Source organism: Wolbachia endosymbiont (group A) of Acrocera orbiculus (assembly GCF_947250015.1).
GTDB lineage: Bacteria > Pseudomonadota > Alphaproteobacteria > Rickettsiales > Anaplasmataceae > Wolbachia > Wolbachia pipientis.
In genome coordinates, this window is sequence record NZ_OX366272.1 from 734,085 (window position 1) to 749,387 (window position 15,303).

At 34.3% G+C, this 15,303-nt stretch carries 14 protein-coding genes; 7 read left to right on the forward strand and 7 right to left on the reverse strand.

Features of this window, described 5'->3' with window-relative positions:
- Window position 1 precedes the first annotated feature (1 nt).
- Both OOL03_RS03710 and OOL03_RS03715 read right to left on the reverse strand, forming a co-directional pair.
- The gene (locus tag OOL03_RS03710; RefSeq protein ID WP_010082165.1) at window positions 2–1,186 is read right to left on the reverse strand and encodes a dicarboxylate/amino acid:cation symporter; all 1,185 of its coding nucleotides are present in this window, start codon (window positions 1,184–1,186) and stop codon (window positions 2–4) included.
- Between the two features lie 198 nt (window positions 1,187–1,384).
- Window positions 1,385–2,710 (reverse strand): dihydroorotase, encoded by a 1,326-nt coding sequence (locus tag OOL03_RS03715; protein ID WP_264707036.1) that lies wholly within the window; start codon window positions 2,708–2,710, stop codon window positions 1,385–1,387.
- A 348-nt stretch (window positions 2,711–3,058) separates the two neighbouring features.
- On the opposite strand from OOL03_RS03715, the gene OOL03_RS03720 reads away from it, so the two are divergent.
- Window positions 3,059–3,918, forward strand: a protein-coding gene (locus OOL03_RS03720; RefSeq protein WP_264707034.1) for an IS630 family transposase whose coding sequence is annotated in 2 segments (ribosomal slippage) — window positions 3,059–3,383 and window positions 3,383–3,918 — 861 coding nt in all. Because the reading frame shifts where the segments join, the coding sequence is not laid out codon by codon here.
- Window positions 3,919–3,943: 25 nt separating this feature from the next.
- Here the strand turns inward: OOL03_RS03720 and OOL03_RS03725 are convergent.
- Both OOL03_RS03725 and OOL03_RS03730 read right to left on the reverse strand, forming a co-directional pair.
- Window positions 3,944–5,026, reverse strand: coding sequence for a hypothetical protein (locus OOL03_RS03725; RefSeq protein WP_319803711.1), 1,083 nt, complete (start codon window positions 5,024–5,026; stop codon window positions 3,944–3,946).
- Between the two features lie 80 nt (window positions 5,027–5,106).
- Window positions 5,107–5,295 carry a hypothetical protein gene (locus tag OOL03_RS03730; protein WP_022626229.1) on the reverse strand — a complete coding sequence of 63 codons (189 nt, stop codon included), beginning with the start codon at window positions 5,293–5,295 and terminating at the stop codon, window positions 5,107–5,109.
- Here OOL03_RS03730 and OOL03_RS03735 point away from each other — a divergent pair.
- From OOL03_RS03735 to secF, 3 genes are all read left to right on the forward strand, one after another.
- Window positions 5,252–7,300, forward strand: a complete 2,049-nt coding sequence (locus OOL03_RS03735) for a heme lyase CcmF/NrfE family subunit (protein ID WP_458694002.1) — start codon at window positions 5,252–5,254, stop codon at window positions 7,298–7,300. The two genes, OOL03_RS03730 and OOL03_RS03735, sit on opposite strands and share 44 nt — an antisense overlap.
- Window positions 7,301–7,473: 173 nt before the next feature.
- Window positions 7,474–9,567, forward strand: a complete 2,094-nt coding sequence (locus tag OOL03_RS03740; protein WP_264707039.1) for a hypothetical protein — start codon at window positions 7,474–7,476, stop codon at window positions 9,565–9,567.
- Between the two features lie 181 nt (window positions 9,568–9,748).
- On the forward strand, window positions 9,749–10,624 hold the full coding sequence (gene secF, locus OOL03_RS03745; RefSeq protein WP_182366504.1) for a protein translocase subunit SecF: 876 nt from the start codon (window positions 9,749–9,751) through the stop codon (window positions 10,622–10,624).
- Window positions 10,625–10,630: 6 nt separating this feature from the next.
- Here secF and OOL03_RS03750 read toward each other — a convergent pair whose 3' ends face one another.
- Window positions 10,631–11,146, reverse strand: a complete 516-nt coding sequence (locus OOL03_RS03750; protein ID WP_006279648.1) for a TIGR02281 family clan AA aspartic protease — start codon at window positions 11,144–11,146, stop codon at window positions 10,631–10,633.
- Between the two features lie 134 nt (window positions 11,147–11,280).
- On the opposite strand from OOL03_RS03750, the gene yidC reads away from it, so the two are divergent.
- From yidC to nusB, 3 genes are read left to right on the forward strand one after another with little or no spacing between them, the layout of a single operon-like run.
- Window positions 11,281–12,990 (forward strand): membrane protein insertase YidC, encoded by a 1,710-nt coding sequence (gene yidC / locus OOL03_RS03755; protein WP_264707040.1) that lies wholly within the window; start codon window positions 11,281–11,283, stop codon window positions 12,988–12,990.
- A complete protein-coding gene (locus OOL03_RS03760) occupies window positions 12,968–13,396 on the forward strand; it encodes a 6,7-dimethyl-8-ribityllumazine synthase (RefSeq protein ID WP_264705595.1) in 429 nt (142 codons plus the stop codon). Before yidC ends, OOL03_RS03760 begins: the two co-directional genes overlap by 23 nt.
- Window positions 13,396–13,878, forward strand: a complete 483-nt coding sequence (gene nusB, locus OOL03_RS03765) for a transcription antitermination factor NusB (protein ID WP_264705596.1) — start codon at window positions 13,396–13,398, stop codon at window positions 13,876–13,878. Before OOL03_RS03760 ends, nusB begins: the two co-directional genes overlap by 1 nt.
- Before the next feature lie 379 nt (window positions 13,879–14,257).
- Here the strand turns inward: nusB and OOL03_RS03770 are convergent, their stop codons facing one another.
- Both OOL03_RS03770 and OOL03_RS03775 read right to left on the reverse strand, forming a co-directional pair.
- A complete protein-coding gene (locus tag OOL03_RS03770; RefSeq protein ID WP_264707041.1) occupies window positions 14,258–14,443 on the reverse strand; it encodes a hypothetical protein in 186 nt (61 codons plus the stop codon).
- 161 nt (window positions 14,444–14,604) lie between these two features.
- The gene (locus OOL03_RS03775; RefSeq protein ID WP_264707042.1) at window positions 14,605–15,225 is read right to left on the reverse strand and encodes a hypothetical protein; all 621 of its coding nucleotides are present in this window, start codon (window positions 15,223–15,225) and stop codon (window positions 14,605–14,607) included.
- Between the last annotated feature and the right edge of the window lie 78 nt (window positions 15,226–15,303).

Consider the following 15,303-nt stretch of genomic DNA (forward strand, 5'->3'; position numbering starts at 1 on the left):
TTTAAGTTTCACTATTACATTCTTTATTAATTATCTGAGTGATACAAACATCAGACCACACATTTATTGCAGTTTCAAACATATCGATGATTGTATAAATAGGCAAAATCAGTCCCATAATATGCAGAGGAACATTCATCGACATGAGATAACTGGTTGCCATAAAATAGCACCCCATCGGCACTCCAGCGTTACCAATTGCAGCCCCTGTAGCTAAAAAAATCCATATCAACATTTCGCTTAAGGAAAATACGTATCCGTTCATTTCTGCAACAAACATTACAGTGATTAGTATAAATGCAGCACATGCATTCATGTTAATTGTTGTGCATATTGGTAAAATAAAAGACGATAATTTCTTTGGCACCTTTAGCTTGTTCTGCACACATTCTATAGTTGTTGGCAATGTTGCACTGGATGATTTAGAAAAAAACGCAAGTGTGAGTGCTGGCATAACCCCTTTCAGCGTTTGAATTGGTGATATGCCTTTATACCACATAAATAGCGGTAAAATCAGAAATGCCTGCACAAAATTTGCAGACATTATGCAAACAAAATACCATAAAAGATTGTAGAACTCACTACCGCCTTTTAATTCATGCAAAAAACAAGTAATAAAAGACCAAACAGCAAGCGGAATAAATTTTAATAACCCTTGAGCAATTTTAAGTAGCGTATCAAAAAGTGCAGAGAATACTTGATATAATATATCCTGCTTTTCTTTTGAAAGTGAAACAATAGCTCCACCCATCAAAAAAGCGATTAATATGCTACCAATCATATTATTTTCAAGAAAAACTTGCACAAAATTAGAAGGAATGAGTGATTTTAAATATGAAAAATAACTGTGGTTATTGCTGTTAATACTCCCTATTGTATTACTTATGAAATTTTTTCTTGCTGGATCTATTAACAAATAAAACGATAATGCAACAAACGCAGCTATAATAGTTGTAAGCAGAGTATAAAATAGTGTTTTCTTAACTAAGACTTTGATTTCAATTGAGTCTTTGAGCCCGGAAATTGTGGAAACTATGGATAAAAAAACCAGAGGTAAGCTTATTAATTTGAGCAAGCTGATAAAGATATCACTAAATAGCTTTGCTATTTCAAATATGATTTCATTGTTTAGGTAGTAAGCAACTATTGCAAGCAGTATAGAAAAAAGTATTGCAAACTTGTGCATTGAAAATAAAACTTCAAAGTAACATTATACAATAATTTTGCTGTTTTGGAATCAGATTGATAGACAAAATAACTTTACAGATTAGGGAAAGATAAGAGGATGTGTTTATTCGGAGACAGTGTAAGATTTCTTAATTTAAATTTAGGTGCACTTAGCCCATTCTGGTGATAACAAATTGGAATAGATAAGATATGATAACTAACTCTTCTGCGAGTATATAGTTTTGCCGGACACAACAGTACGTACTACGTGTCCTTTTACTTTGCGACCATCGAAAGGAGAATTCTTTGATTTACTAGCAAAGTTGTCAGTTTTAATTTCCCATTCATGATTGAGGTCAACTAAAATTAAGTCTGCAGCAAGGTTTTTTTGTATACGACCACGTGGTATGTGTATTATATCTGCAGGCTTATATGTCAATTTTGCAAGCACATCAAGTAGACCCATTTGCCCACTGTGATAGAGTTCAAGTGAAAGGGGCAGCATTGTTTCAAGACCAACAATACCAAATGCAGCATTTTCAAGTGGTAGATCTTTAGAACTACGATCATGCGGAGCGTGATCAGTTGCAATGCAATCAATCACACCTGTCTTTAAACCTTCAACCATAGCTAAACGATCTTCTTCAGTGCGAAGCGGCGGATTCATTTTTGCAATTGCCCCATGTTGTTTTACTATATCTTCAGTCAAAGTGAAGTGATGAGGGGTTACTTCGCACGTAACATTTAATCCCAAATCTTTTGCACGTTTAATAGCATCAAGTGAATCTTTTGAAGAGACATGTAAAATATGGTAGTGCACATTCTCCATATCTTTCATGAGCAGTATATCGCGACTTACCATAACCGATTCTGATGCACTCAAGATTCCCTTTACTCCCAATTCTTCAGAAATTTTACCTTCGTTGATTGCACCACCTGCTGATAAATTTAAATCTTCTGCATGTTGAGCAATAGGGACATTCAGCATACTTGAATAAAGCAGCGCCTGTCTCATAATCATTGGGTTCATAACTGGCATGCCATCATCAGTGAACCCAACCGCACCTGCTTCCTTTAAAAGTGCCATTTCAGTCAACTTTTCTTCCGAAGTGGTGATTTTAGCGTAAAATTCAACGTTTACATGTGAAGTTTCAAGTGCTCTATATTTCAAATATTTAGCCAAAATAACGCTATCAATTGCTGGAACAGTGTTTGGCTGACAAACTACAGTTGTAACTCCCCCCGCAGCTGCAGATTTGCTGCCTGTATATATAGTTTCTTTATGTTCCTGGCCTGGTTCACGAAAATGTACGTGAATGTCAATAAGGCCTGGCATTAGAACAAGCCCTTTACAGTCTATTGTTTCATCAACTCCACTTGTTGAAAATAATGATTCACCAAAGTCAACAATTTTATCCCCTTCAGTCAATAATGAACCTTTTATATCAAGTTTAGTTTCCGGGTCGATAATACGAGCATTAGTATACGCAATTTTATAGCCTTCCTTTTGCCCTGTTTGCAACAAATCCCAAGTTTGAGTCATTATATTTGAGTATCGATTATAAAATAAATTTAAAGTTTTTTTAATAAAACACAACCAAATTAAAACACAGACTAAGAGCTGTCTTGAATTAAAGTGCTTTCATTACCCTAAAGATTTGGTTCTTATAACCTAGTTAGCTCAGTTTTAACGTTAATGTGTGAAACTCTGAGTTCTGTTGAAGGATTTTCCAGCTGAATATCTAGCTCATTCTGTATGTTCGATAAACAAATTAAAGCTGAATCAAAAATTTCATCACACTGCTTTGCTTCATGTATATCATCAATTATAGCTCTTTCGATAAAAGTCCGGATGTGATAGGATAAGGATAGATGATGATAAGGAGGTTGAATGCCAGCAGCATATAGTTATGATTTAAGAAAAAAAGCAATGGAAGCGCTAGACGAAGGAGAAAGCAGAGAAACAGTGGCAGCAAGATTTAAGATTGGACGAACTACTTTATGGGAGTGGCAGCAAAGAAGAAAAGAAACAGGAGACTTTCAATCAAAAAAACTTGGAAATGGGGGTTACAATCACAAAATTACCGACTGGGATACCTTTGCCAAATTTGCCAGAGAACACGGAGGAAAGACTCTATCGGAAATGGCTAAACTTTGGAACAACGTTAGTATCCAAACGATCTATCGAGCCCTTAAAAAAATTGGATTTACGCGCAAAAAAAGACATATGGATACAAGGAAAGAAACGAAGAAAAACGTGCTGAATTTTTGAAAATTATAGCGACAAAAGAACCTAAAAACTTAGTGTATATAGATGAGTCTGGCATTGATAACACCGAAGACTACCCCTACGGATATTGCCAGAAAGGACAGCGGTTTTATGCCTTAAAATCTGGAAAGAAAACTCAACGAATCAGTATGGTTGCAGCCTTAAGTGGAAGAAAGATAGTTGTTCCGTTAACCTTTGAAGGCCACTGTAATATGGATGTTTTTAATGGATGGTTTGAGCAATTTTTGACACCGATCTTGGAACCTGGACAGACTGTCATTCTTGACAATGCTACTTTTCATAAGTCTGATAAGATTATCGAGCTTGCTAAAGGGGTTGGTGCAGAAATTTTGTATCTGCCGCCTTATTCTCCAGATTTCAACAAAATTGAGCATCATTGGTTTGCTATAAAAAACAGAGCCAGGAAAAACATTCCTCTATTCGAATCCTTTCTTCGTGCTGTTGATTCTGCCTTCCTATGACCTGTTTGGACTATTATGAGAAATGCTATATTTCCTCGAATTCTTCCACATCATCCATTTCTTGCGGCGCACTTTTTAATATCGCTTTTATTTGGTTTAAGTTTTGACGAATTTTCTCCTGATATCCAACAATTCTCTCTTGATATATATCAATCATTTTTTGACATGCGTTGCCTCTAAATGGATGTTCTTTTTTCTCTTTTATGTAAGAATTTTGAAAGTCTTTACAGTTAAGGATTGCTTCTCTATGTTTTTTTATGTCATTAATTGCGCTGATTATCGACTTATCTCTTTTCTTTAAATTTTCTTCCCGTTCTTCTCTTTTAATTATACTTTTGGATTCATTTTTTATCTGGTTCATTTTGTCATACAGGTTTCTGCATCCTTTGTAAGATGCCATTGGTTGTAATATTCCTTCTTCTACACCTTTATTGTAAAAATTCTTCAACTCATCACTTGATAGTATTGTTATAGCATCTTCCCTTTTACCTTGTGATTTAGGATACTTTTTATTCAATAAACTAACATGATTTAACAAGAAATCTCTAACTAGCCCTTCTTTTTTTACTTCGGATAATCTTTCTAGTGTTTCTATATATTTCAGAGTTTCCGCAAAGAGCTGTCCACCAGAGGGAGCAAATCCTTGAAGTGATTTACTCTGTGCTTTACAAAAATCGGTTTGTAAAAAATCTTCAGCTTGTTTTTTTATTACTGAAAGTTCATTAAAGGCTTTTTCTGGATTGATTTTTCTCAAAATACTAATAGCTTTTCTAATCGCTTTTTCTCTCTTTTTATTATCTTGCTTTTCATTTAATATGAGATGTTCAGTTTTGGTAAAAGCATTACCTTGATCACTCTTTGCAATGTTACAAACGATGTTTTTTACAACTTCTTCGGTTGCTGCATAATCTATTTCTTTTGCAAAGCAGTCAACAAATGATTGCCAAACTTTTTTATTAACAAGTTTACTTGTCTTATTTTCAAAATCTTCTATATCTTTGAATCCTAAAATAGTATAGAGATTTTTTTCGATTATTGGTTCGGCATGTTGTTTTGCCACTTTACCTTTTATATTGAATGGAAATTTACTAATCTTAGTTGTACCCACAATGTTACCTCAATATTAACGCTATCTATAAAAGTATAAAGATTTAATATTTAATTTTTAATTAATACTAGCACAGCTAACTACGGGAGCATTATGCTAGCATCAATTAACACTTTAACTTCTAACTTGTCATCAGTAATATTGTTTATATAAAAACTATAATTTTTTATGCCTGAACTTGGGAATATATTGCTATTGCTAGCCTGCTTATTGTCTTTGACATATTTGTTTTTACCGCTTAGTTCTTGTCGGTTTATTACCACTGCCATATTTTTTTGTGTATCAGCGTCAATGGCTATTTTGATCTACTGCCACATTACAAATGATTTTTCACTTGAAAACGTATACTACCACTCACACACAACAAAACCTTTGATCTACAAGATTTGTGGTGTTTGGGGAAACAAAGAAGGGTCCATGTTGCTTTGGACCTTAGTGCTTGTCATGTATTTATTACTAATGGATATTTATATACCTTCTGTCATCCCAGTTTCCCCCTCTGTCATCCCAGTGTCCAGACACTGGGATCCAGACAATTTAATTGCAAATGAGTACATCAAATGGCAGTGTAATAAAAACTGGATTCCAGTGTCAAGCACTGGAATGACACCAGAACGAACTAATGGTAGTAAATTAAAAAAAATATCTCTTATCACTCATGGGCTGATTTGCTTTTGTTTTTTGCTGTTCACTTTAATTGAATCCAGCCCCTTCACTAAAATGCCAGGCATTGAAACAGATGGATTGGGTTTTAATCCGATATTGCAGGATATAGGCCTTGCTATTCATCCACCGATATTATATTTGGGGTACCTTGGATTTAGCGTTCCTTTTTCGCTCTCTATAGCTGGATTAATTTTAAATACTGAAGGAAATGTTTGGGCTAAAATTGTCAGGCCTTGGGTACTTATTTCTTGGTCGCTGCTCACTTTGGGCATCAGCTTGGGTAGCTGGTGGGCATATCGCGAACTTGGGTGGGGTGGATTTTGGTTTTGGGATCCAGTGGAAAACGTTTCTTTGATGCCGTGGCTAATTGCAGTAGCGCTGACACATTTGTTGCTCGTGGTACGGAATTTCAATGTTTTAAGGAACTTTGCTATTTTACTTACGCTTACAACTTTTATATTGAGTGTGACTGGAACATTTCTAGTCCGCTCAGGAATACTTACCTCAGTGCACACGTTTGCAGATGACCCAAGATATGGACTATATATATTAGCTCTACTTGGTGTAATTACAGTCAGTAGCTTAGTAATATTTGTAGTATTTACGAGAAAAAATCACACGCCTGCGATGTCATTCCAATGCTTGACACTGGAATCCAGAAAGAAACTTGCTACTCAAGTGACAGAGGGTAGAAGATTCTTTTCACGCTTTACGATGATACTGATGAACAATTTATTATTCATCACTGCCTTTTTCATCGTGTTCGTTGGCACTTTATACCCTACAGTGCTTGAGTATTTAACCGGTGAATTAATTTCAGTTGGAGCACCATATTACAATTCTTTATTTAACTCTATTGCACTAGCTATTCTAGTGCTCACCATGATAGGGCAATACTGCAGTTGGCAGGGAAATAGTCTATTGCCAATATTCCGTGAATACAGATTCTCATTCTGTAGTGCTGCAGCTATTTTGCCGTTTATCTTTCACATGGAGCTAATGATTGTGCTATCAATTACTATCTCCATAGCATTATTAATCTTTGTTTTAGAAGCATACAGTAAAAGAATTCGTTTATTTAAGGTAGCATTTGGTGAATCAATTTTATTAGCAAGAAGAGTTTCTAAGTCCTACTATGCAATGATGCTTGCTCATGCTGGAGTGGCAATTCTAGTGCTTGGTATAGCTTATTCAGTTGGTTGGCAGGAGAAAAAAGAAAATTACTTAAAAATAGGGGATAGCATAACAGTCAATAAATTTAAAGTTACTTTACGAAATATTGAGCTAATAAAAGAAAAAAATTTCCATGCAGTGAGGGGTACAATGGATATCAGGAATTTGCTGAATAATAAGATATTAGGTGAAGTAACTCCTGAATATAGATTTTACCTTGCGGAAGGTCAGAAAAATGTTGAAAGCAGTATCTACCACAATTTATTTTCTGATATTTATGTTGTAATTGGAGAAATTGATAAGAGTAAGAGCAAAATTGCAGCTAAAGTGCACTATAAACCTGGAATGTCTATAATCTGGTTTGGATCCTTTCTTATCGCTTTTGGTTCGCTCCTTGCTGCTTTGCCTTCTAGTAAACGGGCGAAGGTTGTCTAGCTGTCGTGGATTTATTAACAACGCTCCTAGGTCCAGAGTGCAATATATGAGAAATTACCGGGCTATAGATACTGATTTGCAAAGGTTAGAACCAAAGAAAGTTATATTTTTTTATTGACAGACCTATATATTACGATATTCACTAAGGGATTAGTGAGTAATGGTTATACAATATGAATGGTGGGGTATCAGGCAAGGAAAAAGTTATACGCACTGCTTTCGACTTTAATAAGGATCCTTGCAGTGAGTGGCGTAAAACTCTTAAAAGTAATGCACAAACTCCTCTACAGCACTCCGATGATTCTTGTACAAGCGATAACAGTAATAATCATAGTCAAGTGCTTTTCACTACGCACCGTTCTAATCAACAGTATAACCCTTCCAACTATGATTCGTCGAGCGAAATAAATGAACACGATATAGAAACTCAAAAGATTAAAGAAGGTGATGGCCATGATTCAGGTATTAGTTCCGATGATGAGGATGACCGGACAACTTATACAGCAGTACAATTAACTAATGATTCTCTTGATAGCCAAAGATATACAGGAATATATATTCCAACAACAACTGATGGTTGGGTAGGTGAAAATAATCATCAGACTGGTTTATCAGGTAATTTGCCAGACGGAAGTAATAATCCACAAATTTTTGAAAGTACTGATTCAGTAGAGCATAATTCTACCTGCAATGATCATGTAATTTGTGATTCAGGTCACAATTCTGACGATGAGGATCAGTTTAAACTGTTGTACGAAAAGGAGAAAATAGAAGCACAAAATAATCAAAAATATACAGAAAATGTATGTAATCCAACAAATGGTGGTTTGTTAGGTGAAAGTGATAATCAACAGATTTCTGAAGATACAGAAATAACTTCTGATTGTAATCCAGATGATTCAGATCCAAAAGGGAATGAGGGCTATGGTTCAGATGGTTCTTGTGAAAGTAAAGAAAATTTGACAAAGGGCGCTGGTGGTAGTAATCAGACTTTTGAAGGTGAACAGAAAAGCTCAGAATTTCCGAAAGTTGACAATTGGTTAGATAGTGATGGGAACTCAGAAGATAGTTCGGACTCAAAAAAGGGTTCGTACTATAGCTCAGGTAATTTTGATTCAATGGAGTTAACAGATGATTTGGATTCAGAAGATGATAATCCTTTTCTAAAAGACTCACTTTTTATGAAACTAAAAATGTCGTTAACTCAAAGTGAACAGGATCTGATTAATGAATGCTGTGAGAAGGTGAGAGGTATAACAAAACAAAATAAACAAGAATGTATAGAAAATATTCTAGAAAGTATTAAGCACACAGTAGCTGGATACTTAAAAAAAGGAGTAATGTTAAATTTACAATGTACTTGTTGTGAAAAAACTGTAACAAATACAGTATTTGAAGAAATAAAAGATCTTACTAGTGGTAGTCATATAAGTAACAGAAGTAACACTTTTGTATTCGATAACTCTCCCTATCAAAGTAAAGATCAAAACTATAACAAAGAAAGTGAAGATCAAAACTGTAACAAAGAAAATGAAGTGTCCGAAGAGGACATTACCAAAAGCATTGTTAGTAATTTATTGTTAAAAAGTGGAAAAGTAGAACGCCCTAATTTTTTTGATGGGAATGAGTTTGAGCAGATAGTTACTTATAAAGGATTTGATGATGGCCTTTCTGAGAAATGTAAGGAAATTGAAAGCAAGCTAAAAGATTTAGCATATGAAAGTATTGTAAACAAAAGCAAGCAGACTCAAAATGTATTAGGAGTAGACAAGGATAATAGATATTTTTGTATAGAATACTCGCAAGATAGTATTGTTGAAGTTGCAGAAATCCTAAACAATGAAAAAGCCAAAGACTTAAATTTAAGAGTTGGCATACTCAAAATTGGAGAAAGTATAGTAAGAGTTGAAAATGTAGAAGAAATAGGGGGAAAAAGAAATTACATGGATGTCTCAAAAGGTGGTATTGAAATGTCTTTTACTACTGAGGTAGGAGAGATAAGTATTTATCTAAGTCCTAGTGAGAAAGGCAGCAATAAAATAAAAGTGGAGATTGATGGGGAAAACAGAGCAAGGCTTAATGAGTTAAAAAATAGGGGAAAAAGTTTAGGGGAAAACTGTCTTTTAGGAGGAAAAAGTGTTGAGGAAGCTATAGAGCATGAAAGTTTTGAAAGATATGGCAGTGTACCTAACACTGCTATGAAGGAACCTAGCTTAGGTTGCGTTGCTAACATAGCAAGGGGGGATAAGCTTGCAGAGATAAAATGATGGGCCAAATTGGCAGTATTTCGCTTTTGTAATGTACTTCAAAATGGTAGTATGCAAGCTAGATAGAACTTAATTGACAGACAAGAATTAACTGATGGAAAAATTGACATAATCAAACAATCACAGAATAAACTAGTGAATTTTTTGAAAAGTATATAAAATTCAAGTTTAAGTAAATAGCATGGCACTTAGACTCATTCCAGACAACCTCGATATCAAGTTTAGTAAATATAGGGATTTGACTGCATTAATTAGCATTATTCTTATCATCTTTTCAATATTCACTGTTGTGCTGCGTGGAGTGAACTTAGGCATAGACTTTGCAGGCGGAATTTTGATAGAGATAAAATCTTCAGATGAGAATCACTCTATTCTCGATGCATTAAAAGAAAATGGTTTTACAGTGCAGAGTTCAAAAGCGGGTGATAATTTAGTCATGCGTTTTAAAGATGAAGGAGATGAAGATAAAATCAAAAAGATAAAAAGCATACTAGAAGAAAAGCTGGGGAGCTCAATAAGCTATCGTAAAATAGACTATGTTGGCCCACAAATAAGCTCAACACAAATATTTGAAGGAATGTTATCCATGTTGATCGCAATTGTTGGAATATTTTTTTACGTTTGGTTTAGATTTAATTGGCAATGTGGATTCAGTGGAATAACAGCACTGATTCATGACGTGATTTTAACTGTTGGTTTTATTAGCCTAACTGGCATTGAGTTTAATATTTCATCAGTTGCAGCTCTTCTCACTGTCATTGGTTATTCAATCAATAACTCAGTAATTATATACGATCGGATTCGAGAGTATTGCAAGAGTGGTAAAAGTGGGCGGATGAGTGAGATAGTAGATGCAAGTATCAACGCTACATTATTTCGCACTATATTAACCTCGGGTACAACCCTTCTTGCTGCTCTTCCTTTGGCATTAATCTGCACAGATGCAGTGAAAGACTTCAGCTTGATCATTTTTTTTGGTATTTTGATTGGCGCTTGTTCTGCAATATTTATTTCTGCTCCTATATTAACCTACAGAGCTTTGATAAGTAGATTGTAGAAGTGTTTAGTCGCGGTATAATATCAACTTATTATCTCTTATAGTGAAATGAAAATACCTTAAAAAGCTCATTCCAAGTAGTGAATGAGACATAGAATGAGTGTTAACGCTTGCCTGTACATCATTAATCAAAAAATTTCCTATTTTAACTTGAGGTATTTGAACCACTCCAGCTTTTATTTGACCTTTCGCAGTTTCATATATTTTAAAATCCTGAACATTTTGTAAGTTAATACCAACATGTAATGCGTCTTTTTGTGATAGAACAATATCGGTTGCTCCAGTATCAAGCAAAAACGTTATATTGCGATCATTGACTTGAGCCTGAATATAAAAGTGTCCATCATATGACTTCGTAAATTCAATACTTCCACTATTCTGACCGCTATTTTGAATTCTTCCTTTATATGGTAAAAAAGTACTGAGAAATCTGTCGCTTAGTTTGTCCCTTTGTGAATCAATAAGCATTGCAGTAGTGGCTATTATTAGCAACCAAATAACTAGATTTTTCACCGCGTTCATATTGTTAAAATTTGAAGCTATTAAAATAAATTTTAAAGATCAGCGTTAAAAGTTATTATTAAAAATAAGTAAATTTCATTGTTTTAGTACAATATTTAGTATACACTTTAAGAAGATATGTTAGATTTAATTTCATGTCAGAAGCAAAAAGTTTAATTTTAGCAGCTATCCTTTCCATGTTGATCATGGTATCTTGGCGTATTATTTATGATAATTTTTTTAGTGCAAACCAAAATCAGCCATTGATTGAAAATATTGAACATATCGAATCTTTTAACGACCTTGCTCCTATAATACACCAAAATCGTTCTGAAATTATTAATTCTACTCGAGAACAGAGGGTTAGTTTAACCAATAACATGATTAAAGGATCAATTTCTCTGAAAGGTGCAAGGTTTGATGACTTAATTTTAACTAATTACCACTTAGAACCGAGTTCTTCTTCTCCACAAGTGGTGTTACTGTCACCTGCAGAATCAAAAGATGTATATTTCGCAGAATTTGGGTGGCTCGATCCGAATAAAAAGATTAAAGTTCCAGATTCTAAGACAGTCTGGCAAGCAGATAAACTCAATCAAAAAGAGGTAATTTTATTTTGGGACAATGAGAATGGCATTGTGTTTAAAATGAAAATTAGCCTTGACGATAACTACATGTTTAAAATTGAGCAGATTGTTGAAAATAACACAAAAGATAATGTAGTTTTGGTTCCTTATGGTAAAATTAACCGTAAACGTGACAATATCAACGAATCTTATTGGATATCCCATGAAGGAGTTCTGGGTGCATTTGATAATAAACTAGAGGAGTGGACATATAAGGATGTCTCTAAGAAACATTTAATAAAAGCAAGTGCAAGTGAAAAAAATTGGTTTGGTTTTGCTGATAAATACTGGCTTACAGCCATCATACCTGAGAAATTCGATAAAATAAATGTAAGCATTAAACACACGAACGTTAATAATACTGATAAATTCCAAGTAGATTTTGTCAAACCTTACAAGAGCATACTTCCTGGTGCAAGCACTTCTAATGTGAATTATTTTTTTGCTGGAGCAAAAAAGTTGAATTTACTGGATTCTTACAAGGATACTCTCAATATACCTTTATTTGATAAAGCTGTAGATTTTGGTGTTCTTTATTTTATAACCAAGCCAGTGTTTTTACTGCTTGAATACTTTAACTTCGTTTTAAAGAATTTTGGCTTAGCAATATTATTGCTGACTTTAGTAATCAAACTTTTGATGCTTCCCTTATCTAATAGATCATATGTTTCAATGTTCAAGGTGAAAAGCTTGCAGCCTGAGCTAACTCGTGTAAAAGAGTTGTATAAAAATGACAGCTTAAAGCAGCATAAAGAGACAATTGCATTGTTTAAGAGAAACAACGTAAACCCAATGTCGAACATTTTTCCCATGCTAATACAAATACCGGTATTTTTTGCTCTATATAAAGTATTATTTGTTACTATAGAGATGAGGCATGCTCCTTTTTTTTTATGGATTAAGGATCTTTCAGCTCCTGACCCAACGAACATCTTTACATTATTTGGGTTGTTTAATTATAACTTTCCTATTTCTATAGGCATTTTACCTATAATTTTCGGTGCCACCATGATAATTCAGCAGAAGCTAAGTGAGAAAGATCAAACCAGTAAAGATGATATTCAAGTAAATGTTATGAAGTTTTTACCTTACATTTCTGTCTTTATTTTTTCTTCTTTTCCTGCCGGCCTGGTAATATATTGGATATTTAGTAATATTATAACTCTAATTCAACAGTCATTAATAAAGTTGTTTTTAACAAAAAAAGTGGTAGTAAATGTCGAGAATACTAATAGTTAATTCGATTTATTATACTGAAATAGCGAACCTTTTGCTTGAAGGTGCAATTGATAAATTAAAAGGCAGTAATGCCAGTTACGATGTAGTTGAGGTTCCTGGTACATTTGAGATACCAGCTACAATTCTTTTTGCAGTCAAGAGTGGGCATACTAATTATGATGGTTATTTAGCTCTTGGGTGCGTAATTCGCGGTGAAACCGATCATTATCAATATGTTTGTAAAGGAGTAATTGAAGGCTTAAATGAGGTTGTTATGCATTATGCAATACCCCTTGGTATGGGTGTAATTACCGCTGACAGCAAAGATAAAGCACTAGTTAGAGCTGATAAAAACAAAAAGAACGTTGGTGGCCATGCAGCCTCAACTGTTTTGCATATGATAGATTTACACAATAAATTAAAATAATGGAGGAAAAACCAGTAGATAAAAAGTGGCGCATAAAAAGAAGCACGGCAAGATTTCTTGCTGTACAAATTGCTTATTCAAATATTTTCGTAGGTTACAACAAAAGCACTTTTAAACTGGAAAATTGTGAGCTTAAGGACTACATAAATAAGTTGAAAGATATATTTGAATGTGAAGAATTTGAACATCAGTTCTTAGAAAACTTGTTATATAAGGTTATAAAAAGCAGTGAAGAATATGATAAAATAATAGAGTCTTACTTACACCCAAGCTGGTCCCTTTCACGGTTAAATCTCATAAGCTTATCTATTTTGCGTGTTGCAATATGTGAGTTGATTAATTGCGATACGCCAGTTCCAGTTGTCATTAATGAATATACTAACATTGCATCTGATTTACTTGATAAACCAAGCGAAATTGGCTTTATTAATGGGTTATTGGATAAGGCAAAAGATGCAGTTAAATTAAATAAAAATCCTTAGCAAATTATAGCCAGCAAACACAGGGTGTCATCCGAGTAGCTGCTGTATGAACGTTGTCTACCAGGAGGGTGTCATCCCAGTGCCCAGACACTGGGATCCAGCTTTTGATCGAAAATGTTGTATAGTGCACAGTCAATTTTTCTGGATCCCAGTGGGCTTTGTTGCATCGCTAGCTATGATGGATTAAAGATAAAAAAGGTGGAGAATATCAGTAGCTTATTATTCTGGTATTTACAACAAGAACGGTCAGTGAATACCTAAATTTGAGTAAAAGAAATTTCACTACCACTCACTAATCCGGCTAAAATTCAAGAATTTCAATGCTTTAGCTATTTTCAATAGAATTAAATTTATTAATATAAATAACAAATTACTATTCTTAAATTTGATCAGATTGATTGCAAAAAAACAAGATTTTCAATAAGTTGCTTATAATCCTAATTATAGTTAGCCTTTCATAAGTAGCGATGCAACAAAGCCATCCCAGTGTTAAGCACTGGGATGACAAGAAAGGGAGCACTGGGATGACACCATCATAAAGTGAACCAGTGTCAGCTACTTGCATGACACCATTTGTTGTACACTCACTTTTTCTTGGTTTTTTAGTTTATCTTGCCTACCTACTTTGCCACTCTGCTGAACGGATACATTCCCATAATGAATTTGAGTAACCGACACTAAAAAAACAAAGAGGCAGACTTAATTTACCTCTTTTATTTCACTTGGCTATACTGTCTGTTGTTGAGAAGCAACTTGTTCAACAGAAATAAGTTGGCCTAAATAAGTGTTAACCTCTTTAGCACCATCTTTGTCTAAACCTAATGTTTTACTCCACTTTGTTTCATTTACTGCCTCGAACTTACCTTCATCGTTTTTCTCTTTTAGTGAATCTATCTTGAAGAGTAAAGTATTGCCTAGCGTCTTGGTAAGCTGATCAATATCAACAATAATACGGTAGTTCTTGCCTTCTAAGCTGAAGTCTATATAATGTTTATCCTTTTCTACCTTACCTTCTTCATCTTTAACTTGGTTATTTCTTACAATTTCCCTAAATGCGTCTTCTGTTACTAGCAACCCATCCTTAATAACCTTCAGAGCTTTCAACTCAGATATTTCGTTATTTTTGCTGATAGCATATATTGCTAAATAAGTCAGCGCAGCAGCAACAAATGCTAAAACGCCCATTCCAAGTGGTGTAGCTGCAAAAGCTGCTAGCTTGCAAGTTGAAGGCCTCCAAAGCGGTGTTGAAAGTATTGCTAATCCACCTATAACGTATATAGCAGTAAATGCAACAAATACAGTGTTTGCTTTGTGGAGCTGGCCACAATGATTTTTGAAAATTAGCATAAACGACTTCATTTAATAAAATATTAATATGCTTAAATTGTGTATAAAAAAATTGTCATAGTCAAGCTTTTCCGTAAG